This window comes from Tsuneonella rigui (genome assembly GCF_003958625.1).
Taxonomy (GTDB): Bacteria; Pseudomonadota; Alphaproteobacteria; order Sphingomonadales; family Sphingomonadaceae; genus Tsuneonella; species Tsuneonella rigui.
On the sequence record NZ_RSEL01000028.1, the window covers coordinates 14,382 to 38,375 of the forward strand.

21 protein-coding genes are annotated in these 23,994 nt (G+C 60.8%); 4 read left to right on the top strand and 17 right to left on the bottom strand.

The window, feature by feature from the left end; genetic code table 11:
* Positions 1–3 precede the first annotated feature (3 nt).
* Complete coding sequence (locus ELY12_RS11695) at positions 4–1,455, bottom strand: aldehyde dehydrogenase family protein (protein ID WP_241229873.1); 1,452 nt, start codon at positions 1,453–1,455, stop codon at positions 4–6.
* Positions 1,452–3,665 (bottom strand): TonB-dependent receptor, encoded by a 2,214-nt coding sequence (locus ELY12_RS11700; RefSeq protein WP_164549494.1) that lies wholly within the window; start codon positions 3,663–3,665, stop codon positions 1,452–1,454. Before ELY12_RS11700 ends, ELY12_RS11695 begins: the two co-directional genes overlap by 4 nt.
* A gap of 331 nt (positions 3,666–3,996) precedes the next feature.
* Between ELY12_RS11700 and ELY12_RS11705 the strand changes: the two genes are divergently transcribed.
* The 3 genes from ELY12_RS11705 (at position 3,997) to ELY12_RS11715 (ending at position 9,114) form a co-directional block, all read left to right on the top strand.
* Complete coding sequence (locus ELY12_RS11705) at positions 3,997–6,240, top strand: TonB-dependent receptor (protein ID WP_126176895.1); 2,244 nt, start codon at positions 3,997–3,999, stop codon at positions 6,238–6,240.
* A gap of 75 nt (positions 6,241–6,315) precedes the next feature.
* Positions 6,316–7,599: a spinster family MFS transporter gene (locus ELY12_RS11710; RefSeq protein WP_126176896.1), complete on the top strand. Its 1,284-nt coding sequence runs from the start codon at positions 6,316–6,318 to the stop codon at positions 7,597–7,599.
* A 216-nt stretch (positions 7,600–7,815) separates the two neighbouring features.
* On the top strand, positions 7,816–9,114 hold the full coding sequence (locus ELY12_RS11715; RefSeq protein ID WP_126176897.1) for an MmgE/PrpD family protein: 1,299 nt from the start codon (positions 7,816–7,818) through the stop codon (positions 9,112–9,114).
* A gap of 40 nt (positions 9,115–9,154) precedes the next feature.
* Here ELY12_RS11715 and ELY12_RS11720 read toward each other — a convergent pair whose 3' ends face one another.
* Entirely contained in the window at positions 9,155–10,153 is a 999-nt protein-coding gene (locus ELY12_RS11720; RefSeq protein WP_126176898.1) for an amidohydrolase family protein, read from the bottom strand.
* 387 nt (positions 10,154–10,540) lie between these two features.
* Here ELY12_RS11720 and ELY12_RS11725 point away from each other — a divergent pair, with 387 nt between their 5' ends.
* Complete coding sequence (locus ELY12_RS11725) at positions 10,541–11,623, top strand: NAD(P)-dependent alcohol dehydrogenase (protein ID WP_126176899.1); 1,083 nt, start codon at positions 10,541–10,543, stop codon at positions 11,621–11,623.
* A gap of 60 nt (positions 11,624–11,683) precedes the next feature.
* On the opposite strand, the gene ELY12_RS11730 is transcribed toward ELY12_RS11725, so the two are convergent.
* The 14 genes from ELY12_RS11730 to ELY12_RS11795 form a co-directional block, all read right to left on the bottom strand.
* Positions 11,684–11,998, bottom strand: coding sequence for a 2Fe-2S iron-sulfur cluster-binding family protein (locus tag ELY12_RS11730; RefSeq protein ID WP_241229837.1), 315 nt, complete (start codon positions 11,996–11,998; stop codon positions 11,684–11,686).
* Positions 11,999–12,019: 21 nt separating this feature from the next.
* Entirely contained in the window at positions 12,020–12,679 is a 660-nt protein-coding gene (locus ELY12_RS11735) for an RraA family protein (RefSeq protein WP_126176900.1), read from the bottom strand.
* Positions 12,676–13,335 carry an RraA family protein gene (locus tag ELY12_RS11740; RefSeq protein WP_126176901.1) on the bottom strand — a complete coding sequence of 220 codons (660 nt, stop codon included), beginning with the start codon at positions 13,333–13,335 and terminating at the stop codon, positions 12,676–12,678. The genes ELY12_RS11735 and ELY12_RS11740 overlap by 4 nt, the downstream gene beginning before the upstream one ends.
* 13 nt (positions 13,336–13,348) lie before the next feature.
* Complete coding sequence (locus tag ELY12_RS11745; RefSeq protein ID WP_126176902.1) at positions 13,349–14,338, bottom strand: DODA-type extradiol aromatic ring-opening family dioxygenase; 990 nt, start codon at positions 14,336–14,338, stop codon at positions 13,349–13,351.
* A 16-nt stretch (positions 14,339–14,354) separates the two neighbouring features.
* Positions 14,355–14,636 carry a 2Fe-2S iron-sulfur cluster-binding protein gene (locus ELY12_RS11750; protein ID WP_126176903.1) on the bottom strand — a complete coding sequence of 94 codons (282 nt, stop codon included), beginning with the start codon at positions 14,634–14,636 and terminating at the stop codon, positions 14,355–14,357.
* Positions 14,633–15,826, bottom strand: coding sequence for a Gfo/Idh/MocA family protein (locus ELY12_RS11755; protein WP_126176904.1), 1,194 nt, complete (start codon positions 15,824–15,826; stop codon positions 14,633–14,635). The genes ELY12_RS11750 and ELY12_RS11755 overlap by 4 nt, the downstream gene beginning before the upstream one ends.
* Entirely contained in the window at positions 15,823–17,157 is a 1,335-nt protein-coding gene (locus ELY12_RS11760) for a Rieske 2Fe-2S domain-containing protein (RefSeq protein ID WP_164549495.1), read from the bottom strand. The genes ELY12_RS11755 and ELY12_RS11760 overlap by 4 nt, the downstream gene beginning before the upstream one ends.
* A gap of 280 nt (positions 17,158–17,437) precedes the next feature.
* On the bottom strand, positions 17,438–17,836 hold the full coding sequence (locus tag ELY12_RS11765) for a RidA family protein (RefSeq protein WP_126176906.1): 399 nt from the start codon (positions 17,834–17,836) through the stop codon (positions 17,438–17,440).
* Positions 17,833–18,477: an RraA family protein gene (locus ELY12_RS11770; RefSeq protein ID WP_126176907.1), complete on the bottom strand. Its 645-nt coding sequence runs from the start codon at positions 18,475–18,477 to the stop codon at positions 17,833–17,835. Before ELY12_RS11770 ends, ELY12_RS11765 begins: the two co-directional genes overlap by 4 nt.
* Before the next feature lie 176 nt (positions 18,478–18,653).
* Positions 18,654–19,811, bottom strand: coding sequence for a CaiB/BaiF CoA transferase family protein (locus ELY12_RS11775; protein ID WP_126176908.1), 1,158 nt, complete (start codon positions 19,809–19,811; stop codon positions 18,654–18,656).
* Between the two features lie 152 nt (positions 19,812–19,963).
* Positions 19,964–21,136, bottom strand: coding sequence for an acyl-CoA dehydrogenase family protein (locus ELY12_RS11780; protein ID WP_126176909.1), 1,173 nt, complete (start codon positions 21,134–21,136; stop codon positions 19,964–19,966).
* Between the two features lie 20 nt (positions 21,137–21,156).
* Entirely contained in the window at positions 21,157–22,071 is a 915-nt protein-coding gene (locus ELY12_RS11785) for a hydroxymethylglutaryl-CoA lyase (RefSeq protein WP_338142064.1), read from the bottom strand.
* Positions 22,068–22,871, bottom strand: coding sequence for an enoyl-CoA hydratase-related protein (locus ELY12_RS11790; RefSeq protein ID WP_126176911.1), 804 nt, complete (start codon positions 22,869–22,871; stop codon positions 22,068–22,070). The genes ELY12_RS11785 and ELY12_RS11790 overlap by 4 nt, the downstream gene beginning before the upstream one ends.
* A gap of 108 nt (positions 22,872–22,979) precedes the next feature.
* Complete coding sequence (locus ELY12_RS11795; protein ID WP_126176912.1) at positions 22,980–23,918, bottom strand: LysR substrate-binding domain-containing protein; 939 nt, start codon at positions 23,916–23,918, stop codon at positions 22,980–22,982.
* Between the last annotated feature and the right edge of the window lie 76 nt (positions 23,919–23,994).

Genomic DNA, 23,994 nt, shown 5'->3' on the forward strand with positions numbered 1-23,994 from the left:
AAGTTAAAGGGCAGCGAATACTGATTTGGTCTGTAGAAACGCCTCGAGACCCTCCCAGCCGTTCTCGCGGCCCCAGCCCGAGCTCTTGTAGCCCCCGAACGGCATCGAAAGGTCCAGCACGCGTTGGCAGTTCAGCCACACCGTGCCCGCGCGCATTCTTCTGGCGAGACTGTGCGCGCGACCGATGTCGCGGGTCCACAGCGCAGCTGCCAGCCCATATTCGGTGTCGTTCGCCCAGCCGACCACCTCTTCGACTTCGTCGAAAGGGATCACGGTCATGACCGGGCCAAAAACCTCTTCCCGCAGAATGCGCGCGTTCCCCGGCAGCATGCCTAGGATCGTTGGCTGCACGAAATAGCCAATCGTGCCGTGCACGCCGCCGCCGGTGAGCAGCGTCGCCCCTTCCTCGACCGCGCCATCGACCAGACCCAATACGCGTTGCCGCTGGCGTTCGGAAATCAACGGCCCCATCTGCGTCGTGCGGTCGGCGCCTGAGCCCAGCTTCAGCTGCGATGCTTGAGCGACGGTCCGGTCGAGAAAAGCCTGATGAATGTGTCGGTGAACGTAGACGCGTGATCCGGCGATGCACGCCTGGCCCGCATTAGAGAAGACTCCACCCGCCGCGCCGGCGGCTGCCTCATCAAGGTTTGCATCGTCGAAAACTATGACCGGCGACTTGCCGCCAAGCTCCAGCGTAACGCGCTTCAGGTTGCCGGCCGCCGCGCGCACGATCGCGCGGCCGACCTCCGTCGATCCGGTGAATGCAACCTTGTCGATATCGCCATGCGCAGCCAAGGCGGCTCCGGCGACCTCTCCAATCCCGGGAACAACGTTCACCACGCCCGGGGGTAAGCCTGCCGCCAGGAGAATGCGGCCCAGCGATAAGGCGCTGATCGGTGTTTCCTCGGCCGGCTTCAGTACGATACTGCAGCCCGCCGCCAGCGCTGCGGCGACCTTTTGCGCGGCGAACAGGAACGGTGCATTCCACGGCACGATCAGGGCGGTCACGCCGATCGGCTCCTTCAGTGTATAAGCGTGAAACGACTGATTCCCCAGAGCGACTGCCGACGTATGCCCGTGAACCTTGGTCACCCAGCCGGCGAAATAGCGGAAAGAGTCCGCCGCCAGTGCCACGGTGCGTTCGGCCATCGCCAGCAACATGCCGTTGTTACGGCAGTCTTCCATCGCCAGCGTCTCACTGTTGGCGTCGATCTCGTCCGCAACGCGCAGCAAAATTCGCGTCCGATCGACCGGCGGCATGGCACTCCACCGCCCGTCCTCAAAGCTCGCACGCGCCGCGGCAACAGCGCGATCGATCTCACGCGGGCCTGCGCTCGCGACCTGTGCGAAGATCGTTCCGTCGGCTGGATTGGCAACGTCGATCGGAGCCGCATCAGTCGAGTCGATCCACAAATCGTCGATCAACATTGGCAGCGCGGTTCCAGCCACCATCACATCGTCCAATCGAGTGAGATCCCGTAAGTGCGGGGCGCGGCGGGAAGATACACGTCGCCGACTGAACTGATGAGATTGAGGTAATACTTGGTCTTGGTGAGGTTGCGGCCCCAGACCCGGATCCGATAGTTTTCAGTAGGCGCCCAGCTGACCTGGGCGTTCAGCGTATCATAGGCCGGCTGGCGCAAACGGCCATCCGGCTCGAATGGATAGCTGGAGCTGTGATAGTAGTTCCCCGCGACTGCGAACTTACCGGCGCTAGTATCCAGTTCATAAGTCGCGCCTAGCGACAGAGTTGCCTTGGGCGATCGGATCATTTGATTGCCCGACGCATCGATCGCGCATGTTGTGTTTCCGCCCGTACGCGGTCCTGGCAGCTGCGAGGGCGGACTCGTGGTGCAGGTCGCCGGGCTCGGGAAGGTCGCCGGTGCGTTCGGAAAGCTGGTATACTTGCCGTCGAGCAAGCTAAAACTGGCGTTCAACGTGATGCCGGTGGTGGGCGCGACGGTTAACTCATTGTCCCACCCGCGCACGCGTGCCCGCGCCGCATTGAGGATGCGCGCGCCGCCCGGTATCGCCTGTAGCAGCTGGATGTTGTCGTAGTCATAGTGAAAGACCGAGGTGTTGAAGCGGACTCGACGGTCCAGCAGCTCCGTTTTGAGACCGACTTCGTAGGCGTCGAGCACCTCAGGGTTCACCGCCGGCCCGGTGGGAGCGAACAAGTTGAACACCCCGCTCTTGAAACCCCGGCTGTAGCTGGCGAACAGCATTACATCGTCGGTGAAATGATGGTCTGCAGCGAGGCGCCAGGTCAGCTTTCGAAACGTCTTATCCTTATTGACGACATTCACCCGGTTAGGTGCGGACACGCCGGTTATGTCATAGGCGTCGAGATCGCGGTGATCGATGGTATAGCGGACGCCGGCGGTCACATTCGTGCGCGCACCGAGCGGCACCGTAGCTTGGCTGAAAACTGCGACGGAGCTGGTGTCTTGCACTGCGTAACGTTGCACATAACCGCCGATCGCAGCCTGCGCGCCGCCGGCCAGCTCCAAGGGATGGAGATCGGCCTTGGACTTCAGATAAAAGGCACCGACGATCCATTGCACAGGGCTCGACGGCAATGCCTGTAACTGGAGTTCCTGGCTCACTTGCTCGGTCTTGCTTCGGATCAGGGCATCGACCAGCCGAAGCGCGACGCGATCTTGGTCGGTATCGACCCGCACACGGACGTCGCGATAAGCGCTCAGACTGACAAGCTGTGCGAAGTCGAACTCATGTTCCACGCGCAGGCTGACGCCGGAATTCTTGATTCTAGAATAGGGCTGGAGATTGCTCGTAATATCATAGAAGCCGCCCCCATGCGGCTGCCCGCCCAGCCCGAGCGCCCCCGGCAGGATCGCCGCAGCCGCGGTGAACGAATCGCTGCTGCGCGATGTATCGCCGGACAGGATGACCCGCGTGGCGTCGCCCGGCGTCCACAGCATCTTCGAGCGGACGCCATACTGGCCGCCGGTATAGACATCCTTGCCGTTGGTCAGATTGGTGCCCCAGGCGTCGAATTGCTCCTTATAATAGACCGACAGGTCCGCGGCGAGCGTTTCACTCAGTGGACCGGTGACATAGCTCTGCGCCTCGACCGTCTCGTAATTGCCGTAGCCGATACTTGCATTCGCCTCTGTCGTGCGGGAGGGTTCCTTGGTGATGATGTGAAGCAGGCCGCCGGTCGCGTTGCGACCGAACAACGTGCCTTGCGGTCCCTTTAGCACTTCAATCCGCTCAATGTTGTTGAGCGAGAGCAGCGAAGCCGGCAGCGCACTGTAATAAACGCCGTCGACATAAACCGAATTGCTCGATTCTTCGCCCGCCGTCGTGTTTTGTGTTCCTACGCCGCGCAGGAAGATGGCCGGAGACTGGCCCGAATGCGCGATAGTCAGGTTCGGCACGACCTGCTGCAGGTCAAGTGTGCTCGACACACCGCGCTCCTGTGCGCCGCTCGCGGTGATTGCCGACACAGCTACAGGGACCGACTGCAGGTTTTCACCACGCTTTTGCGCGGTCACAACGATCTCTTCCAGTCCGCCGCTATTCTGTTGCTGCTCTTCAGGCGCTCCAACCTGAGCAGAGGCGCCAGCTGGATACAGAACACCTGTCAGACCCGCCGAAATCAGAAACGCGGCTCGCCGCGAAAGCCTGCTTTCGAAAACCATATTCCCCTCCATGCTGTGCATCAGGTTTCGACCTCTCGATACGCGACTGGCGATGATATCGAGCGAAGTCAGGCATCTGGAAATATTGGATTAACATCGATCCATAAGCTGTCGCGATGATCTGCGGGCACCTGTGGTGCATCCGCGTACCCTGCTGATCCGGCTGATCGGAGGCACCGGTCAGTCGCGGGTTTGACGCGCGCATCATCGCATAATCGGAGCTTATATTGGCATCCGGCGTCGGTATTTCCGTCGCGAGGGGCCTCCTGTTAGCCAAACCGGCGAATAAGCAGGCGCGTTCGAGAAAACGCGCGCACGGGCAGAGGTGAGAATGCGCGCAAGCAAGCTTCGGCAAGGTCTTTTGGCAGCAGCAGCGATGTCCAGTGTGGCTCTGGCCGACCGCGCATCCGCGCACACGCAGGACGCGCCACTCCCAACGTCGGCTGAGGGCTCGGCGGAAACGTCTGCTCCGCCCGACCAAACTCAGGCCAACGGATCGGAGCTAGAAGCGATTGTAGTAACAGCCCAGCGCCGCGAAGAGAATCTGCAGCGTGTGCCTATCACGGTCAACGCCGTAACCGCGCAGTCCTTACAGGCACAGGGCATCAAGAATACCGCCGATCTGAGCGTCGTAGTGCCTGGCGTGACGATCACGCGCACGCTGGGTACGCCGCAATTGTATATCCGGGGCGTCGGCACACAGAACAGCGCGACTGGCGATGAATCAAGCAATGCGGTTTATGTCGACGGCGTGTACATCGCGGCCATGCCGGCAGGGTTCCTGTCCTTCAATAATATCGAACGCATAGAAGTGTTGAAGGGACCGCAGGGCACTTTGTTTGGCCGCAACGCGACAGGCGGTTTGGTACAGATCGTTACGCGGGAGCCCACCTTCACCCCGGTTGCCGAGGCGGAGATCGGGTACGGTAACTACGGCACGCTCACCGCCGACCTGTATGGTACCACCGGCCTTTCCGACAATGTCGCGATCGATCTGGCTTTTCATGTCGACAACCAGGATCAAGGCTTTGGCATCAATCGGTTTACAGGAAACGAGGCTAACCAGTCGCGGAGCCTGGCGGTGCGGTCGAGCCTGCTTTGGCAGATCGATGAAACCCTCAAGGTCCGGGTCGCGGGGGATTATGCCAATTACCTCGAAACGCAGAGCACCGCGCGACAGATCGTGCCTGGAGCAGTAGGCGCCGGCGGAACGCGAAACGTGGGTGGGTTCTACGATATCAACAGCGAAATCGATCCTTACAACAAGGGCAAGTCGCACGGAGGCAGTTTCAACATCCGTAAAGACTTCAATTCCGTCAGTGTGACGAGCATCACTGCCCTGCGTAAATATGATAGCTTCTTCCTCGCGGATCAGGACTCTACACCGCTTTTCAGTTCAATTGGAGCGCCCGATGGCTCATTGCGCCAATTTAGTCAGGAACTCCAGGTACAGTCTCCTGCGTCCTCCAAAATTAAATGGATGATGGGCGCATTTTACTTTACCGCGCAAGCGGAACAGCTGCTGACCTTCACTGGCTCGTCTCAGGCGGCACTCGGAGGTTATCTCAATCGCTTCGGCGAGATGGATACGCAATCCATCGCAGGCTACGCGCAGGCGACCATCCCGCTCGGCGAAACGACCGACGTAACGACCGGCTTCCGCTACACCAGCGACACGCGTTCGCTGGTCGCGCGAGACGAGACAGGCGTTGGCGTCCGCAACGTCATCGATACCGAAAAGACATGGTCGCAGCCCACATGGCGCCTTGCAGTCAACCAACGGCTCGGCGACGATTCGATCCTTTATGCGAGCTACAGTCGAGGTTTTAAGAGCGGAGTTTATAACCTCAACAATACGACAAATCCTGCAGTAGCGCCTGAAAAGATTGACGCATATGAGGTTGGTACCAAAAATGACTTTCTCGATAGAAAGCTGCGGGTAAACCTCTCAAGCTTCTATTACGACTATCAAAACATCCAATTGGTGGTGCGAACAGCGGGCACGTCGCAGATTTTCAACGCAGCGTCTGCAGAAGTGTATGGATTGGATGCGCAGGTGGTCGCCCTGCCAGTCCAAGGACTAACGCTGCGCGCCGACGCCAATCTGCTGCATGCGGAATACCGGCGCTTCCCAAATGCGCCGGCGACATTCCCCAGCCCAGCAACCTGTGCAACTAACCCGCCATCGCCGTTGCCGGGACCGCGCACGGGCGGCAACACGACCTGCGCGATCGACGCTGCCGGCAACACAATGATCCGCTCGCCAAAGCTCACGTTGACCATCGGCAGTTCATACCAATTCTACACACCGGTGGGACTCTTTCAGATGGACGCATCTCTTTACCACAATTCAGGCTTCTTTTTCGAACCAGACAACCGCATCCGGCAGCAGGCCTATGACCTTGTGAGTGCTCAACTCAGCTGGACCTCTAGGGACGATCGCTATCGCGCTCGCTTATGGATCCGAAACGCGTTCGGCGAACAATATTATTCTGCAGTCAGCACCTCGCTGGGCGATGCCGGAACTGCGGGCGCACCGCGCACCTATGGTGCCAGCATCGGTGTGAAATTTTAAAGCGGCCCCAAGAGAACTGCGCATTTGCGCCGGTCTGGTCATCAAGGCCCCAGGGAAGCTGAAGGAGAGCAGAACGTGCAGGCGCAGGAATCGCGCGAATACCGCTACTACCTGCTATTCGTCATGTTAATCGGTTATTCGCTTAACTTCCTCGACCGGCAGATCATCAGTATCTTACTTCAGCCCATCAAGGAAGACCTCCTACTCAGCGATACGATGCTCGGATTCCTGTCCGGACTCTCATTCGCGTTATTCTATGCCACGCTCGGAATTCCAATTGCCGCCTTGGCTGACCGCAAATCGCGAAGGGCAATCGTGTCAATCTCAATGGCGGTCTGGAGCGTGATGACTGCTGCCTGCGGCTTGGCGCAGAACTTTTTCCAACTTCTGCTGGGGCGTTTCGGCGTGGGAATTGGGGAAGCGGGTTTCACGCCGGCGACCTTGTCGATGATCGCCGACACTTTCCCAAAAGAACAGCGCGCGACCGCGGTAGCCGTCACCAGCGCCGGGGCCATGTTAGGGGTTATGCTGGGGCTGGTCATCGGAGGATACGTTGCGCAGCACTGGGGGTGGCGGACCGCGATGCTGGTTGCGGGTGTGCCGGGGATCCTTTTTTCCGCTGTCTTCTGGTTCACTGTCCGCGAGCCGGTACGCGGCGCGAGCGATGGCATATCGGCGAAATCAGAAACGTCCTCTCTTTGGACCAGCGCCGCAATCTTGTGGCGGATTCGCTCCTTTCGGTTCATCGCGCTGGGCGCGGGCGTTTCGAGCGCGTGTGTTTACGGCTATTCCATCTGGCTCCCTTCGCTGCTCGCAAGGTCCTATGGGATGAAGCCGGCCGAGATCGGCCTGCTGCTCGGCCCCGTGCTGGGCGGCGTTGGCGTAGTTGGCGCCTTGGTGAGCGGCTATCTCTGCGATCGCCTGATGAGGCGCGATCTTCGTTGGACGATCTGGATACCGGCGATCGCATCGGCAGTCGCGATGTGCTTCGCAATCGCGAGCTTGCTGACGTCGAGCGCCCCGCTTCTTATCGGGCTGTACGCGTTTGCCTATTTGTTGAGCATGTTTTTCAGCGCATCGACCAGCTCGATTATCCAGTCGCTAGTGCCGATCGAGATGCGCGCCACGTCCGTTGCATGGAAGATGTTGATGGTAAACCTCGTCGGCTTGGGCCTTGGTCCGCAGGCGATTGGGGCGTTGAGCCATTTCTTAAGTGCAAGAGGCGATGATGAATCGCTACGCACCGCTATGCTGATGGCCACTCCGATCTTCTTGATCCCGACGGTTCTGTACCTGATCGCAGCACGTACCATGCGTGAAGACGCCGACCGTATCACCGGGCCCGCGCCAACGCACTGACCCGCAACGGCGATCGCGCTCGAACAGCCAGACCGTTGTTCTTGTATCGTATCTGCTTGGTCCAAACTGGTGCAATTTGTATTCCCGAAGGAGCAGCGGCACAGGGATGACATACCCTCGAACGATATTTCACCCAGTCGCGGTGAGGCTGCCACCACGCCGTCGTACCGACCGCATTTCGGGCCGGACTGATCGCACTTCACAGGGATCCTGCGAATGACCGCCTTCATGGATAGCCTATGTGAGTTTGTGCAGACCGGCACGATAGATAGGTGCGCGCTACGCGAGGCGCGGACAGCTGTGGCCGACACGGTCGCAGTTTCGCTGGCAGGATGGTACGAGCCCTCAAGCCAGGCGGTTCGGCGCGCTTATGGCGCCAGCGAAGACCCCCGCTACGGACGGTCTGGACTCGATATCGAGCATGAGGCGCTTGTGCATGGGACAACCGCCCACTCTCTCGACTATGACGACGTTCAGCTGACGAGCGTCACGCACCCGTCTGCCGTTGCGGTACCGCCGCTGCTGGCCATTGCGGCCCGCGAGCCGCAGGTGCGTCCGCGCGTCCTCCCTGCGCTGGCGATCGGCAATGCCGTAAATGCCGCTCTGGGCGATGCGTTTGGGTTCAATCATTACGACCGGGGTTGGCATGCGACCTCAACGATCGGACCAATCGCGGCAGTCGCTTCAATCTGCCATCTATTCGAAAGGGACGAAGCGACCTTGCGGAATGCGCTGGCGCTTGCAGCTGCTCAGTGCGGAGGATTGCAGCGGAACTTTGGGACGCTGTCTAAGCCCGTTCATGCCGGATTCGCTGCGGCAGCCGCGGTGCGGGCGGCGCGGCTGGCACAATCAGGAGTTACCGGCGCGCACGATGTCTTCGGCCCGCGCGGATATTTCGACCTGTACGGTGATCCTGAAACGGCGCTGCGCGCGGCGAAGGTTCGGTTCCCTATCGACAAACGGCTCATTTCGCGCAAGCTTTACCCGTGTTGCTATGCAACCCATCGCATGATCGGCGCCGCGATCGCGGCCCATCGGCAGGTCGGCGACACACTCCCCTACAATGCGAGGATCACGCTCGACGTGCCCTACGGCACCATGCGGCCCTTGCAGATTATCGATCCGAAGAACGGCAACGAGGCGAAATTCTGCGCCACTTATGTGACCGCGGTTGCGCTGCAGCAAGGCCGCGTCGTGCTGTCCGACTTTACCGCCGACGCGATCGATCGGGTCACGATCAGAGACATGATGGCGCGGATCACGGTCATCGAAGAACCACTCGAAACCACCACGCCGGCCGGCCTGAACAATGGCGCCGTGACCCTTTCGATCCTGGCGGGCAACAAGCTGATCGATCAGCAGGTCTGCGACGCCTATCCCGGCTCACCCGAGGCACCTGCGACCGACCAACAAATGATCGACAAGTTCCGCGACTGCCTTGAAGTTTACGGCCGCGCCGCGCCCTCGATCACCTACGCGGAATTTGAAGCCGGGGTGGATGAACTAACGCGCTGAAAGCCGGCGCGTGGAGCGCCGACGTCAAATCATCAGTACGTCAGTCCATGAACGCGCGGGGGTACACCTTGCGGGCGTTCCCTTCAAAGATCGCGTGGCGGTCATCATCGCTCAGCCAGTCGATCTGTTCGATGAGAGGCTTCAGGTCATCAAAGTCGAAGCCGGTCTCCGGGTTGTGAACACTGCCTGTCCCCGGGCTCTCAGTGCCGAACAAGCAACGGTCCACGCCCACGGTGCGGAACAGCAGCTCCAGCGAATCCTTGGAATAGTTGCAGGTGTCGAAATATAGCTTGCGCAGCTTTTGGTCGAACGTCTCGGGCTCCTTCCTGCGCAGCGTCCATGCACGGAACCGGCCCATTTGGTATGGAATGGCCCCGCCGCCGTGCGCGACCACGATCCTGAGCTTTGGGAAATCTTCGAAGACTCGCGATTCCAGTAGCGAGATGATCGCGATGCTTTCCTCATTTATGAATTTGAGCGTGTAGGACTCGCGCGGGCAACAACTGCTGGCGGAGTGGATCAGTGCAGGTACGTCGAGCGCGACCATCCGTTTGTAAAGGGGATACCAAAACGGATCGCCAAGTCCCGGCGGCGGCGTTGCATCGCCCTCAGTCGGATCGGGATTGAGCAGACAACCAACAAAGCCCAGTTCGTTGACGGTGCGTTCCAGCTCTTCCAGACAGTTCTCGGGGCTCGCGTCGCGATATTGCGGCAACCCCGCTACACCACGCAGTCGGTCCGGGAACATCTGGACTTGTCGGTGGATCACGTTGTTCACCGATCGGTTCCACTCCAGCCCGACTTTCGACGGTTTGGTAGAATGCGCCATCATGTACGGGCGAGGCGAGATGAACTGAACATCGGTACCGTTCTTGTCCATCAACCGGATGAGGCCTTCGGTCGCCTTGCGCAGAATCTCGTCGCTAGGACCGGCGTAATTCTGACGGAGCACTGGGTTGGCGCGAGCCGAAACAAGTTCGACAAAGTGACGGTACAATTCGTCAGGCATCACTATGTGGGCATGACTGTCGATGATCATCAATCAACTCCATCTAGTATATATCGGAGCGTCGGTGCGTTCTCGGCCACAAAAGGATCCGGGCGCATAGACAGCTGTACGACCGTTACGCGTCTGCGCGTGGCTCAAAGTTGCGCTCGTGGTTGTCTCATTCTCCGAAGTGGAAGCGTAGCGGTGGCTTGAAGCCTATCCTCCTGCCCTAACCGCCTCCCCGCACGTCAAAAAAATACTGTGTGTCGATATGCACATAAGATCCGCTTATATCCTGCGTTTCGATCACAGCAGGAGATCCGCCATTTGGTTCCTCGCAGATAAGCGCCGCCGATGTGACCAGTGTAAGATGCTATTGGTCGCGAGCGACTGAAATCCGCAGGCTTACCTCCGAGAGAGACTACGCGGGAGATCGAGATGCTAGAAATTCAGGCTCAGATCGTCGAAAAGCCACACGGTCCTTTCGTGAAAAGAACGCTGCGCCTGGGGGCGCCACGCGAGAATGAAGTTCTTGTTCGCCTGGTTGCGACGGGCATCTGCCACACCGATCTCGCCATCGCCGCGCAATATGCGCCGTTTCCCCTGCCCGCCGTTCTCGGCCATGAGGGCGCCGGGATTGTGGAACAAGTCGGTCCCGGCGTCGCACACGTCGCCAAGGGGGACCATGTGGTGCTGACCTTCGCGGCTTGCGGAGATTGTCTCAACTGCGAGTCGGACCATGACGCCTACTGCCACGAATTTGGTAAGCTGAATCTCGCCGGCCATCGGGCTGATGGAACTACGCCATTTGAAGAGGATATCGCGGGCTTCTTCTTTGGGCAGTCATCGTTCGCCGATTATGCCGTCGTCAATGCAGCGAGCTTGGTGAAGGTTCGCGATGATGTCGATCTACGGCTACTCGGACCCCTTGGCTGCGGCGTTCAAACCGGCGCGGGTGCAATCCTCAACGTGCTCAAACCGCATCCTCAATCGGTAGTGGTCGTCTGCGGCGTAGGTGCGGTAGGGGCAGCTGGAATCATGGCTGCGAAGCTCCGCAGTTGCCATACGATAGTCGCCGTTGATCGCGTAGGGAGCCGGCTCGATATCGCGCGCCAGCTAGGCGCCAGCATGGTCGTCGATACTTCGACCGAAGACTTGTCTGCAGTGATCGACTCTCTGGGTGGGGTCGATGTCGCGTTTGACACGACGGGCAACCCCGATCTCATTCACATGCTTATCGAAAAGCTGCGCTCTAACGGGACGTTTGCTTTTGTGGGCGGTAGCCCGCGGGACGCGAAAGTGTCAGTCCCCCTGCCCTTCCTGGTCCCAGGACGGAAGATCATGGGGATTACTGAAGGAGATTCCCATCCTGCGACCTTTATCCCGCATCTGGTCGATCTATACGCCGAGGGCCGATTGCCGCTTGAGCTGATCTCAAAATGCTACCCGTTCGACGAAATGGAGAACGCCGTGAACGATGCTCGCAGCGGCGTAACAATCAAGCCTATTCTAATTTTCTAGAACAGTTCGCTCGACCTCGTTGGCGACTGCGGGTGCCGCCTGACCTCTGTCGCTGGGTCGTCAGTCCTCCGGAGCAATGACGACCGCCATGCCGTCCATCGCTTCGGTGATCACCACTTGGCAGGACAGTCGCGACCGTTCGTTGCGGTGAGAGGAACCGTCGAGGAGGCCAAACTCGTCCTCGCTTACCGGTGCGAGCACAGCCGCAGCGTCGACTTCGACGAACACATGACACGTCGCGCAGGAACAACAACCGCCGCATAGCGCGAGTACCTCGTCGATGCCGGCATTGCGGATATTCTCCATCAGCGACAGTCCCGGCGTGCCGTCGATGATCAGCTGATCACCCTCGCGTGTCGTAAGATTTATCTTCACGTTTGATACGTTCCCTGAGACTCAGCGGTCGTCGCGACGCGTCTGCAGATTGTGGTAGCCGTAAGCAGTTCTAGCTTCACGGAGCGAACGCCCTCCTTGGACGGCCTCGCGAATATGTGCTTCGGCGGCCGCGATCTCCTGCGCGGCGGCAACGACCTCGCCGATCCGCATCGCCGGCACACTCACCAGACCGTCACCATCGCCGAGCAGATAGTCGCCCGGCTCAACCCGTACTCCGCCGATCGTGACGGGCTCCTGAGTTGCCTCGACGCGTACACGGTCTTTCCCGGTCCGCATCCAGTTCCCTCGCGCAAAGATCGGGTAGCATTCCTCCAAGGCGCGATCTAGGTCGCGGCAGACCCCGTCGATGACAGTTCCCGCTACACGGCGGCGCGAGGCCGTCGATGTCAGGAGGTCACCCCACACAGTGGCGTCCAACCGGCCCTGATTGTCCAGCACCACCACCTCGTCGGGCTGGATGTCGTCGATATAATCGCCGACCGTCCCTCTGTCCTGGCCGACCGGGCCATAGCGCAACGTCCAGGCCCGACCCACGAGGCGGAAGCTACGGGCCAACGGCATGATTCCAAGGCACTGACCGGGAATGCCAAGGCGATCCATCGCATCACTCATGTCGGTACAGCTCAGCGCTCGTAGCGCGTCGAGATGAGCGTCGTTCATGCTATACCCTTGTCGAGCATCGTTTCATAATCGGCGCCCATCACTTGCGATATGGGTCGGCCATTTCGCACGGCGTGCGCCATCAGGCGCTCGCGCCCGGCGATTCGCTCCGCTTTCGTGATGACATCGGCGACGACGGATTGGTCAATGAAGACGACGCCGCTCCCATCGGCGATGACATAGTCGCCTGGCCTTACCGACAGGCCGCAAACCGTTACGGGGATGTTCCAGTCCTGCTCGACGACGCGACGGCGCGCGGTGCTAGGCGTACCACCGCGCGCGAAGAGCGGCAGGTCAAGTTCGCGGCTCTCATCGATATCGCGCGCCGCGCCGTCAATCACAACGCCGGCGATGCCGCGTGCCGACGCCGCCAGCGAGAGGATGCCGCCCCAGCCTGCTGCATCAGTCCGGCCGCCGTGTTCAATGACGATCACATCGTCCGGACCTGCGGCTTCCACTGCCGCCGTGCAGAGGTGACGTGGTGAGCGAACGCCATTGTCGGGCGCAAGCTGTACCGTGACACAGCGGCCAGCGATCCGGCGATCGGAGGACAATCGCTGTAGGCCCTGCGCCACCCCGGAAAGGCCGCTGGCGTCGATGGCGTCCGACACCGCGCAGCTGTCGAGCGCACGCAGCCGCGCAACGAAATCGTTCATCTTCTGCTCCTGATCAGCGCCAGATGGCAAACGCCATGCCGACCCCGCTTCCGGCCGGCGTACGATAGATGGGGATGTATTCCATCCATGACATCGGCAGGTCGCGTAGGGCACCCGCTGCCATGATCCAGTTCAAAATCTCCGACGAGCCGGAGAGCAAAGCCTCACGCGGGACACTGCGCAGGTGGGCCTCGTTCTTGTCGCGCATTGCGTGCAGCACGCCCAGGTCAAGGTCGGCGTCAGTCACGAAATGGCTGAGGCCACCCGATGCGATGATGCCTAATCGCAAATCGTCCGAATCCAGCAGCGTTTCCGCGAGCTTGACCCCGATGTCATAGGCGCGCGCGGCACTGGGCACGTTGGGGCGAAAATAGGTGTTGAGCAAAACTGGCAGGATCGGGATCTCGCGCCCTCGAAACAAACGCGTGGCGATGAAGCCATAGGCGTGGCCGAAGCCGGCGACATTCGGATCAACCACTTCGTTCGACGCGCCGATGTCGACCTCGCGTGCGATCAATCCCTCGATTGCAGCCACCGCTAAATCCGGGGCGCCGGCGAAGCGACGCGCTCGGTCCATGCCATAGCCCGCTGCAGCGCTCGCCTTCCAGTTCGGCATGGATTCGGCATGCTCGCTCCACGGGTGCATGATGATCTCATCCCCGTAGAAGATCGAAACGGCCGGCATGTTGGCTAGGCTGAATAATTCGGCCTGATCGTCACCGATCACGATCAGCGCGTCCGGCGCGGCGTCCTCCAAAGCGTCGGCCATCTTGTCGAGCGCCGCCTGGCAGCGTTGCTCCTGCACGAGAAGATTGTCCCGGGTTGCAGCCTCAGCGTAGACCGGTCCGACCTTCTCGAGCAAGTCAGCATAGGTTACATAGCGGCCGTCCGACAGATTGAGCGGGCGACGCATGTCATCTTCGGCCTTCTCGATCCAGAGATCGACGCCGAACGTGAGCAGAGGTGAGTGGGAAGCCCCGAGACCCAGCACGATCTCGCTCATGGTTGAAACTCCCGCATCAAAGGTCCAGCGTCAGTTCAGACGACCGCGCGCGCGAGCAGCACGGCATGATCCGCAGCATCGCATCGTCTGATCGCCGGTCGATGATCTGGTCACGGTGAAGCGGTTCGCCTGCCAGCACGCGCGTCTCGCAAATCCCGCATGTGCCGGCCGTACAGGAATGCGGAACGACAACGCCAATCCGCTCGAGCGCCCGCAGGATAGTATCATGACGGCCGACCTTCACCACGGCGCCGCTGCTGGCAACGCGGACAAGAAATTCGGCCGGGGGGGCAGTCATGCCCGGACTTCCCGCCCTGTCGCCCTCAATACCACCTCGGCTCCTACTCGCGCCGACTCGGCGATCGCCAAGCCTGCTTCCACTGTGGCGCGCGAGAAGCGTCCGTCATGAACGGACCGAACGCCGCGTCGCACGGCGTTCCATAGCTCATCAAACACGGCGACATGGCTTGGCCGGGCATCGTCGTTGTGAATCGTGACCTCCCGCACGCCGTTGCGATCATAGACCGTCAGCCCGTGCGCGGTGAGCCGAACATCGGCGCGTGCGCAGGTGACTATCATCTGCCCGAAATGTGGCAGGCCCTTGCGCGGGAACGGCATCATTTTTTCACCACCATAACTCCATGCAGACCGGCGCGTGTTCAGTTCGTCAGCAGGGTGCCTGGGTAAGGCGCGCAAGGCGGCCCCATGCGCCGCTTCCTTCTGCTGCCCCGACGATCCGATCCAATCGGACCATTCGTCGCTGTCGAACCGGTCATAACCGCTATAGATTAGGGCCGCCGTCGCCCCACCCTCGAACTCGACAAAGGCGTTGACTAGCCCGTCCACCGGGCGGCTTGGGTCTAGAGCGGCCGTCGCCGCACGAACGGACCGGATCGGGCGATCCACGACGATTCTTGCAACGTCGAGTTGGTGAGGCAGTTGGTTCCAAATCACGCCTCCGCCTCGTGCGGGGTCAAGTTCTTCCGGGCGGCGGGGGCGATAGAGGAAGTTGGTGTAGTTAAACATGTTAAGCAGCACGGGCTCACCCACTTCGCCAGACGCGATAAGTGCTCGCATGGCGGAGACGCCGGGGTCGAAGGCGTGAGTGTGACCGACGATCAACGTCGCGCCCGTCTGTTCCGCGGCCGCAATCATCGCATCGCATTCGGCGAGCGTGCTCGCCATGGGCTTCTCGACCACCACATGTTTACCATGCTGCAACGCCAGCAGCGCGTGAAGCGCGTGGAATTGCTGCGGCGTCGCAATGTAGACCGCCTCGACAGCGTCAAGTGCCAACAGCGCTTCCACACTATCGAATGTCGGCAGCGCGCGTTCCTGCTCAAATCGCGAACGCACGAGCGGTTGAAGGTCGCAAGCCCCGACTAGGCGCATGTGCGGATGATCGGCGATGACGGGCGCCATGACGGCCCCCGCCATGCCAAGACCGATCATGCCGATCCCGATACGATCATCAGCAGCAGCATTCACTGCGCTGGCTCTTCGGACCTCTGGGGCACCGTGAATTCCTCGATATGCTGGCTGCGAAGTTCATCGAAGTTAGCAATGTCGGAAAGCTTACCTATCGCGCGGACTCCAAAATCGGCGCGAAAGGGCTCCGCAGGCTCATTTCCCTCGGCAAGCGCGCGCGCCATGCCGATCAGTCGCCGCCGCATCCGGCCAATCGCCTCGTCCGAACCCACCAGATGCTCGCGGGTGCGGTCGACCACCCTTGAGCCTGGGACCATACCCATCGACTCCTGCAGCGCGCGATCCTGCTCGTTCGCCCCCCAGATGCCAGTGAAGTTATAGCCGCTCTGCAACGCGCGATCGAGCAGATAGTCGTTGTCGACATTGGCTTGCGGTAGATAGGTATCGATCGGCGCGGCCTCGCCCAGCCGGACGATGCCACGCTCCAGCCGAGGCGGAAAAGCAACTCCGCTCGCCATGTAGCTCTTTTCGTCTTCGTTAATTGGACGATCTACACGGTAATAGAAGTTGAACGTCGTTACATTGTCGTCGTCGATGGGCACCCAGGCCCTTCCGCCACCTTCGGCGAACTCACCCACACCGCGGGGGATGAGACTGAACATGGGCACCATCCACTGTGTGACGCGCCAGTAGTTCGCCCCGCTGGCATGGGCGCGACGGGCGCCATACAGAAAGCCGTAATCCGTTTCGCGAAGAGTGATGTCCGGCGCCGCGTCGTCAAACGTCTCGGTACCGCCGCCCTTAATTGGGTTTGCTTCGGGCGCGTAAAAGCGATGCAGCCAGCTGATGTGGGCGCTGTCGAGCTCCCCCTCGAGCCCGGCAAGCCAATTGCTGCGCTGGATCCACCGGGACGCATGGGAATGACCGGGGGGCACCATCGCAATTTCCAACCGCGGGAACGGCGGTTGTCGATCCTTGGGACCCATATAGACCCAGACCACCCCACCCGCTTCGCGCGTTTTATAGGATTTGAGGCCTACCCGGCTGCGCGCGGTCTCGTTGTTGCCCCGCGGGATGCTGGGGATGTCCACGCAGTTGCCGTCAACGTCGAACTTCCACCCGTGATAGGGGCAACGGATACCGCATTCCTCATTCCTGCCAAAATACAGCGGCGCTAGCCGATGTGAGCAGAACGCGTCTATAATCCCGGTGTCACCGTTTGAATCGCGGAAGGCGAGTAAATCCTCATGCAGAATTCGCAGGCGAACCGGCGCGCCGTCGCGTTCGAGTTCCGCACTCGTCACCGCAGGCAGCCAAAAGCGCCGGAACAGTTCCCCCATTGGCGTTCCCGCTCTGGTGCTGGCGAGCAGATGGTTATCTTCTTTGGTCAACATAACAGCCTCTTCCGTAGTTTGCCGACCGGCAACTTGCGCGACTGATCAGACGCAATCGTCACGCCGAACGAAGCGGGTCTGGTTAGGCGCATTTCCGCAAGCGGTCGAAGAACGGCAGCTTTACGAGACGGCGCCAGTCCGGATGGTGCGCCAGGGAAGGTATAAACCGCTGCCTACCGTGACCTGACCCCTCCGCCTTCTCAACCTCGCATGGATCCAATTCTGTCTATCCCCCGACCTTGACGCTCGGAAATACTGACTCCCAATAGAAACATAATCAGGGCTTATTTGCATCGCTCAGGACCGCCAGTGCCTCGCACTGGATCGCCATACTCGGCGGCAAGTCATAGATCAGGACATGCCGGGCGGGCCGGGATTGTGGGTCGGGAAAGCTACGCAGCCAGCCCGCATTGATGATGGGGCGAAGCTCGTCGCTTCGCAGCCATACCGTGACCTTGAGGACATCGGCGAGTCGACCTCCCACCGCCTCTAGGACCGCGGCGAGATTGTCGAACATCAGGTCGGCTTGCGCCTGCGGATCGTCAGGAATATCACCTTTCACACGATCAACGCCCCGGATGCCTCCGGTTGCGACGAATGGACCAATACGCGACACAGTCGGAATCGGCAGGCTGCCATGTGCCAGTCCGGCAACGTCGACGCTTCGCCGGCTCACGCGAGGTTCTTCAAGCGAGCAGGGGTCTTCAAACCGTAGATAGAAAGTGTCGTTTCACCCCGTTTCAACCGACTGAAAATCTCTCGCTCGTTCTTGTCACGTGACTCGCCTAGTTCAATCGCCGCCTCCGCCGCCTGCGCAGGCAGCACCACAACGCCGTCGTCATCGCCAAACAACAGGTCACCCCGGTTGATGTGCACGTCACCGATCGTGACGGGTTCGCCAAGCGACCCATGACCAGCGAGATTCTTACCTGTCCCCCTGATGCACGCTCCCATCGAAAAAACTGGGAATCCCAGCGCAAGTATCTGCTGCGTGTCGCGCACACCTCCAGTGATCACAAGCCCGGCCAGCCCGCGCGCCTGTGCGGCCACGGCCATTACTTCGCCCCAATAGCCAAACTCCGCGTCGTCGGTTGAGACAACAAGAACGTCGCCCGGCGCCGCGGCATAGATCGCGTGGTGCAACCAAAGGTTATCGCCCGCCGGCGAAAGCACTGGGTAGGCTCGGCCGCACACGGTTACCCCGGGCGCATGCGGTTTGATGGAGGAAGGGAGCGAACCAATGCGCCCTGCCGCCTCGTGCAAGGTTGCCGTAGAACTCCGGGCTGCCCGGGTGATCAGTGCATCGGATATGCTCATCCAACAGCCCCTGTGACCTCTTCGACCAAGGTCGGTTTTTCGTTTACCTCAGGCGTCGCCTCCATCGAGCGCCAAGACCGCCATTGCAGTTTGCTGCCCCCGCGGCCCCGTACCCTAGCCAGCATCATGTTGGGTCCCTGTAAAATCACGACGTCACCTTCAAAGCCGATATGCTCTCAACGCCGTGCCAATTGCTCGACCTTACCATTGTCCGCGCCCAATTCTGGCGCGGCTGTGCGAACCTGCGGGCGCATCCCATCGAAGCGTAGCGGCAGCGCTACCAGCGACATTTTACCGTCGGGAGTGGGCTGAAGCATGCCCAGCGCGTGCGTCTGCGGGTGCTCGATCACTTCAGTCGGAGACTGCAGAGGCGCGCAAGGAACGCCCACGGCAGTCAATGCGTCCACCCACTCGGTTGCGTCTCGGCTCCCGATCTCAGCTGCGATCAGGCGGTTGAGCTCGGTGCGGTTGCCCACCCGGTCAGCGTTGGCCATGAATCGCGGATCTTTGGCCCATTCCGGCTTGCCGAGCACATTGCACATGCGACGGAACAGATTGTCGTTGCCCGCCGCAATCACCAGATAGCGATCACGCGCGCGAAACGCACGGTACGGGGCGAGCATCGGCGTTTCCGAACCGCTCCGCCCCGCATCGCGACCGGACGCCATGCTGTTGGCTAGCGGGATATTCATCCATGCCAGGCCGGTTTCATAGAGCGAGGTACTAACGGCGCACCCCTCGCCAGTCTGCGCACGTCGGGCAAGCGCCGCGAGGATGCCGATGACGCACCACAGGCCAGAGCCCATGTCGATGATCGAAGGGCCGACGCGGACTGGTGGCCGCTCCGCTTCGCCCGTCACCGCCATGATGCCGGAAAAGGCCTGCACCAGCGGATCATAGCCCGTATGGTGCTGCAGCGGGCCCACATCGCCGAACGCGCCCAGACTGCAATAAATCAGCTGGTCATTCGCGCGACGCAGTACATCGGGGCCGATACCTAGCTTTTCGACTAGGCCAGGCCGCAGGTTCTGGACGAGCACGTCCGCAGTGGCGGCGAGTTTGACAAGCCGGGCCACGTCGGAAGGATTCTTCAGGTCGAGGCTGACCGAGAGCTTGTTCCGGTTCAACGTTTGAAAAACCGCGGACTGTCCCTCCCAGAATGGCGGCCCCCAGCTTCGCGCATCGTCGCCGCCATTCGGATTCTCGATCTTGATGACAGTGGCACCCAGGTCGGCGAAAATCTGGCCGACATAGGGGCCGGACACGCTGTGACCGATTTCGATCACCACCAGTCCAAGCAAAGGCTGTGCAGACGTATTCGCGGACTCGACCATGAAAACACTGCTCCTATTCGCGTTCGCGAGCACATCACGGCAGGAACCCCCGCCGTAGAACTGCAATTAATTTGAGAGGCTAGCGAACCGAGGTCTCGCCAAAAAATACAGAGTGATGCTAGCGCTATCAGGGGAGCTTATGGGCCTCAGCCTCAATAGGATCGTGGCATTCCCAGCATATGCTCGCCGACATACGCGAGGATGAGGTTGGTCGAGATCGGAGCGATCTGATAAAGACGCGATTCACGCCATTTGCGCTCGACGTCATACTCGACAGCGTAGCCAAATCCGCCATGAGTCTGGAGACACGCTTCGCCCGCGGCCCACGCGGCCTCGGAGTTGAGCAGTTTGGCCATGTTTGCTTCGGCGCCGCAATCCTGCTTAGCGTCATACAGCGCGCAGGCCTTTTTCAGCATCAGTTCGGCAGCTTGAAGTTGGACATGGCCGCGTGCAATGGGGAATTGCACGCCCTGGTTCTTTCCGATCGGCCGATCGAACACGACGCGCTCGTTCGAATAGTTTACTCCCCGCTCCGTGAACCAGCGGCCGTCGCCTTGGCTTTCCGCCGCCACCAAGATGCGCTCCGCGTTCATACCAGTTAGGATGTAACGGAAACCCTTCCCCTCTTCACCAATCAGGCTCGAAGCGGGGATGCGCATGTCGTTAAAGAAGACTTCGGTTGTGTTGTGGTTGACCATTGCTCGCAATGGCCGGATCTCTAGACCGTTGCCCAGAACTTTGCGCATGTCGACTAGGAATACCGATAACCCCTCGGTCTTGCGCTCGACCTGGTCGAGCGGCGTCGTGCGGGCGAGCAGCAACAGCAAGTCGGAGTAAAATGCGCGCGACGTCCACACCTTCTGCCCGTTGACGACATATTCGTCCCCGTCCCGCACAGCCGCCGTGCGCAACTTAGTCGTGTCCGACCCGGTCGTGGGCTCGGTCACTCCAAAGGCTTGGAGGCGCAGCTTTCCCGCTGCAATCTGCGGCAGATATTCCTGCCGTTGCGCTTCGGTCCCGTGCCGCAGCAACGTGCCCATCGTGTACATCTGGGCATGGCACGCGCCAGCGTTGCAGCCCATGGCGTGAATTTCTTCGAGGATTACTGCTGCAGCGCGGAGTGGCAGACCCGACCCGCCATACTGCTCGGGGATCAGCACCGCAAGATAGCCCTGCTCGGTCAAGGCGTTGACGAACGCCTCGGGATAAGCGCCATCTTCTTCGAGGGACTGCCAATAGCTTCCCGGGAAATCGGCGCAGATGCGCCGCACCGCGTCGCGAAGTTCGGGATAGTCCGGCGCTGCGGACATTGTCACGTCGTCCATCTGGGTCCTACCATGCAGAGTTAAGCGGAGGCTCGCTCAAGGCGCGGCCCCGCCTTCATGACCTGGCCAGGCAAGGTCCGGCCGAAGGCAGCCTCGACCTCCTTTGCCGTCTCGATTAATGCTGGCAGGTCGATTCCGGTCCGAACGCCTAATTCGTTAAGCAAGTAGACTAGGTCCTCCGTCGCGATGTTCCCGGTCGCGCCAGCTGCGAAAGGGCAGCCGCCCAGTCCGCCGATGGAAGATTCGAACCGGTCGATACCTAGTGCAAGGCCAGTCGTGACGTTCACTAATCCGATCCCGCGGGTGTTGTGAAAATGGAGCGCGATCGGCAGATCGGGGAAGTGCGCTCGAATAGCGCCGACTACCGCCTCGACGATCGGGGGGGTGGCCATACCGGTCGTATCACCGAGTGATACCGCATCGGCGCCCATTGCGGCGTAGCCTTCGATGACGCGTAGCACGGCCGCGGGCGCGACGTCGCCTTCGAACGGGCAACCAAAGGCAGTCGCTACCGCGCCGCTGAGTGGGACTCCGCCGTCGCGCGCGATCTCGCCGATCTCTTTCAGCCTCGAAAGGCTTTCAGTGACGCTGCGGCGGACATTCTTCTGGTTGTGAGTGTCGCTTGCGGAAGCAAAAACCGTGATGCGGTCGATGCCCGCTGACACTGCGCGCCGCGCGCCGTTCACATTAGGGACCAAGGCGCTAAGCTCCGCACCCAAGCCGCGTAGGCGTCGGACCAACTGGGGAGCATCGGCTAGCTGGGGTACTGCAGCGGGCGACACAAACGATGTCACCTCGATGTGCCGTAGGCCAGCCGCGATCAACCCCCGACCGATGTGCTCCTTCGCTTCGACCGATAGGATGCGGCTTTCCATCTGGAAACCGTCTCGCATGCCGACTTCGGTTAGACGCACAGTCGAGGGCACCGGCGTCACAGCCCCTTGAACGCTGGCGCGCGCCGCTCGATCGCCGCACGGATGCCCTCGCGCCGATCCCAGGTTGGCACGGTCTGGTTATAGGCAGCGATCTCGATGATCAGCCCGCTGCGTCGATCCACTTCGCCGCCGCGCATGATCGCCAGCTTCGCCTGCCGGACGGCGATCGGGCCACCGGCGGCGATCGTTCGCGCCGTTGCGATCGCGGCGTCGAGCAACTTGTGCCGCGGGACCACGCGGTTGACCATGCCCCATTCCAGCGCCTGCTCTGCGGCAAAAGGCTGCGCCGCGAGGATAAGCTCCTTGGCCCGCGCCGGACCCACTGCGCGCGTGAGCGTCTGCGTACCGCCACCGCCGGGGATGATACCCAGCGTCGTTTCGGGCAGGCGGAAGCGCACGCCGTGGGCGGCATAGATGAAGTCGCATGCCAGCGCGAGCTCGCACCCACCGCCATAGGCCGCGCCGTTCACTGCAGCGATGACCGGTATTGGGCAGTCGAGAATTGCATGGAACGCGTGTTCAAACAGCACGTGTTGCGACAGCCATGCCGCATCATCCATGCCGTCGCGCTCCTTCAAATCGCCACCGGCACAAAAATGACGCTCGCCCGCTCCCGTGATGACAATGCAGCGGACCGCCCCAGGGTCGAGATTGATCGCACTGAAGAGGGCAAGGATATCGCGCGCCATTTGGGTATTGAGGGCGTTAGCCGCATCCACGCGGTCGAACCGTACCAATAGGGTGTGCGGCTCAGGAACTTCGCACTGAAGCGTAGCAAAAGATGGCGCATCCGTGCTCATCGCTTGCGATAACTCCTCCGATGCGCCGCGCGAACTCCTTCCCTTTTGATACGCCGGTTTCACCCCCTAACGCCAAATAGCGTTTGAGCCTGTTTCGATAAGCCCTCGCTATGACGAACCCTCGTTGCCAAGTCGGGCTGCGGACCATTGCCCGGTGGCAACCAACCGCTCCGTCACCTCGATGATCAGGTCAAATATCGCCTTGACCGTCGGCATCAGCGGCGCGGCGTTCGAATAAGCGATATGAAGCGGGCGCTCGATCTCGGGTTCAATCAGCAGGCGCGTCACGATGCGCGGATCACTGACAACCGCCGCTGCCGGGACGATTGCAGCGCCGAGTTTGGCAACTGCGGCAGCGACGAGGCTGTAGACCGAGTTCATCTCCGCCACTACCGTGGGCACAACTCCAATCGACCCGAAGGCGGCGTCCACCGCCTGTCGCACGCGGTTGGTGGACTCCGGCAGGACCAGTGCCCGCCCCTCCAGACGCTTCATGCCGATCGGGTCGGTCGACTGGCCGAGTTCGGAATCTACGGCGACAACCAGCGCCAATCGCTCGCGCAGCAGCGGCCGCACCGTGACGCCCGTGGCCGAAACGTTGCCGGGGAGCACCCCGATATCGACGCGCCCGTTCATGGTGAACTCGTTCAACAAATTGCCCGGCAGTCCGTCGGCAAGAAATAAAACGATGTTGGGATAGCGCTCCGCTGCCGCTTCAAGCAAAGGCACGGATAACATCGCCGCGGCCGTGAGTGGCAGTCCGATATGGACCGTGCCCGAAAGTTCATCGACGGCGCGAGATACCTCACTGTGCGCCTGTTCCAGCTGACGCAAGATGATCTGCGCGTGACGGTACAACACCCGCCCAGCAGGGGTGGGCGACACGCCCTGCCGGCTTCGGATGAGCAACTGCGTGCCAAAATCGGCCTCCATCATCATAACTTGTTGGCTGAGCGCTGGCTGCGCGATCCCAAGAACCTCGGCAGCCCTGGTGAGGCTTCCCGTGTCTACCATCTTGATGAATGCTCGCAGCCGGCGGGTTTCCATGAGCTTAGAATCTCCTCCAGCCGATCTGCGTGCAACGTCCGTCCGTGTCAAAGTCCCACGATCCGCGACCACGACT

Excerpts from the sequence above, each read along its gene's own strand:
- ELY12_RS11740 (WP_126176901.1), bottom strand. The coding sequence starts at position 13,335 with ATGAACGATTTCGTTGCGCGGCTGCGTGCGCTCGACAGCTGCGCGGTG.
- ELY12_RS11780 (WP_126176909.1), bottom strand. The coding sequence starts at position 21,136 with ATGGACGACGTGACAATGTCCGCAGCGCCGGACTATCCCGAACTTCGC.
- ELY12_RS11715 (WP_126176897.1), top strand. The coding sequence starts at position 7,816 with ATGACCGCCTTCATGGATAGCCTATGTGAGTTTGTGCAGACCGGCACG.
- ELY12_RS11705 (WP_126176895.1), top strand. The coding sequence starts at position 3,997 with ATGCGCGCAAGCAAGCTTCGGCAAGGTCTTTTGGCAGCAGCAGCGATG.
- ELY12_RS11795 (WP_126176912.1), bottom strand. The coding sequence starts at position 23,918 with ATGGAAACCCGCCGGCTGCGAGCATTCATCAAGATGGTAGACACGGGA.
- ELY12_RS11775 (WP_126176908.1), bottom strand. The coding sequence starts at position 19,811 with ATGGTCGAGTCCGCGAATACGTCTGCACAGCCTTTGCTTGGACTGGTG.
- ELY12_RS11750 (WP_126176903.1), bottom strand. The coding sequence starts at position 14,636 with ATGACTGCCCCCCCGGCCGAATTTCTTGTCCGCGTTGCCAGCAGCGGC.
- ELY12_RS11745 (WP_126176902.1), bottom strand. The coding sequence starts at position 14,338 with ATGAGCGAGATCGTGCTGGGTCTCGGGGCTTCCCACTCACCTCTGCTC.
- ELY12_RS11720 (WP_126176898.1), bottom strand. The coding sequence starts at position 10,153 with ATGATCATCGACAGTCATGCCCACATAGTGATGCCTGACGAATTGTAC.
- ELY12_RS11735 (WP_126176900.1), bottom strand. The coding sequence starts at position 12,679 with ATGAACGACGCTCATCTCGACGCGCTACGAGCGCTGAGCTGTACCGAC.
- ELY12_RS11725 (WP_126176899.1), top strand. The coding sequence starts at position 10,541 with ATGCTAGAAATTCAGGCTCAGATCGTCGAAAAGCCACACGGTCCTTTC.
- ELY12_RS11770 (WP_126176907.1), bottom strand. The coding sequence starts at position 18,477 with ATGAGCATATCCGATGCACTGATCACCCGGGCAGCCCGGAGTTCTACG.
- ELY12_RS11790 (WP_126176911.1), bottom strand. The coding sequence starts at position 22,871 with ATGAGCACGGATGCGCCATCTTTTGCTACGCTTCAGTGCGAAGTTCCT.
- ELY12_RS11700 (WP_164549494.1), bottom strand. The coding sequence starts at position 3,665 with ATGGTTTTCGAAAGCAGGCTTTCGCGGCGAGCCGCGTTTCTGATTTCG.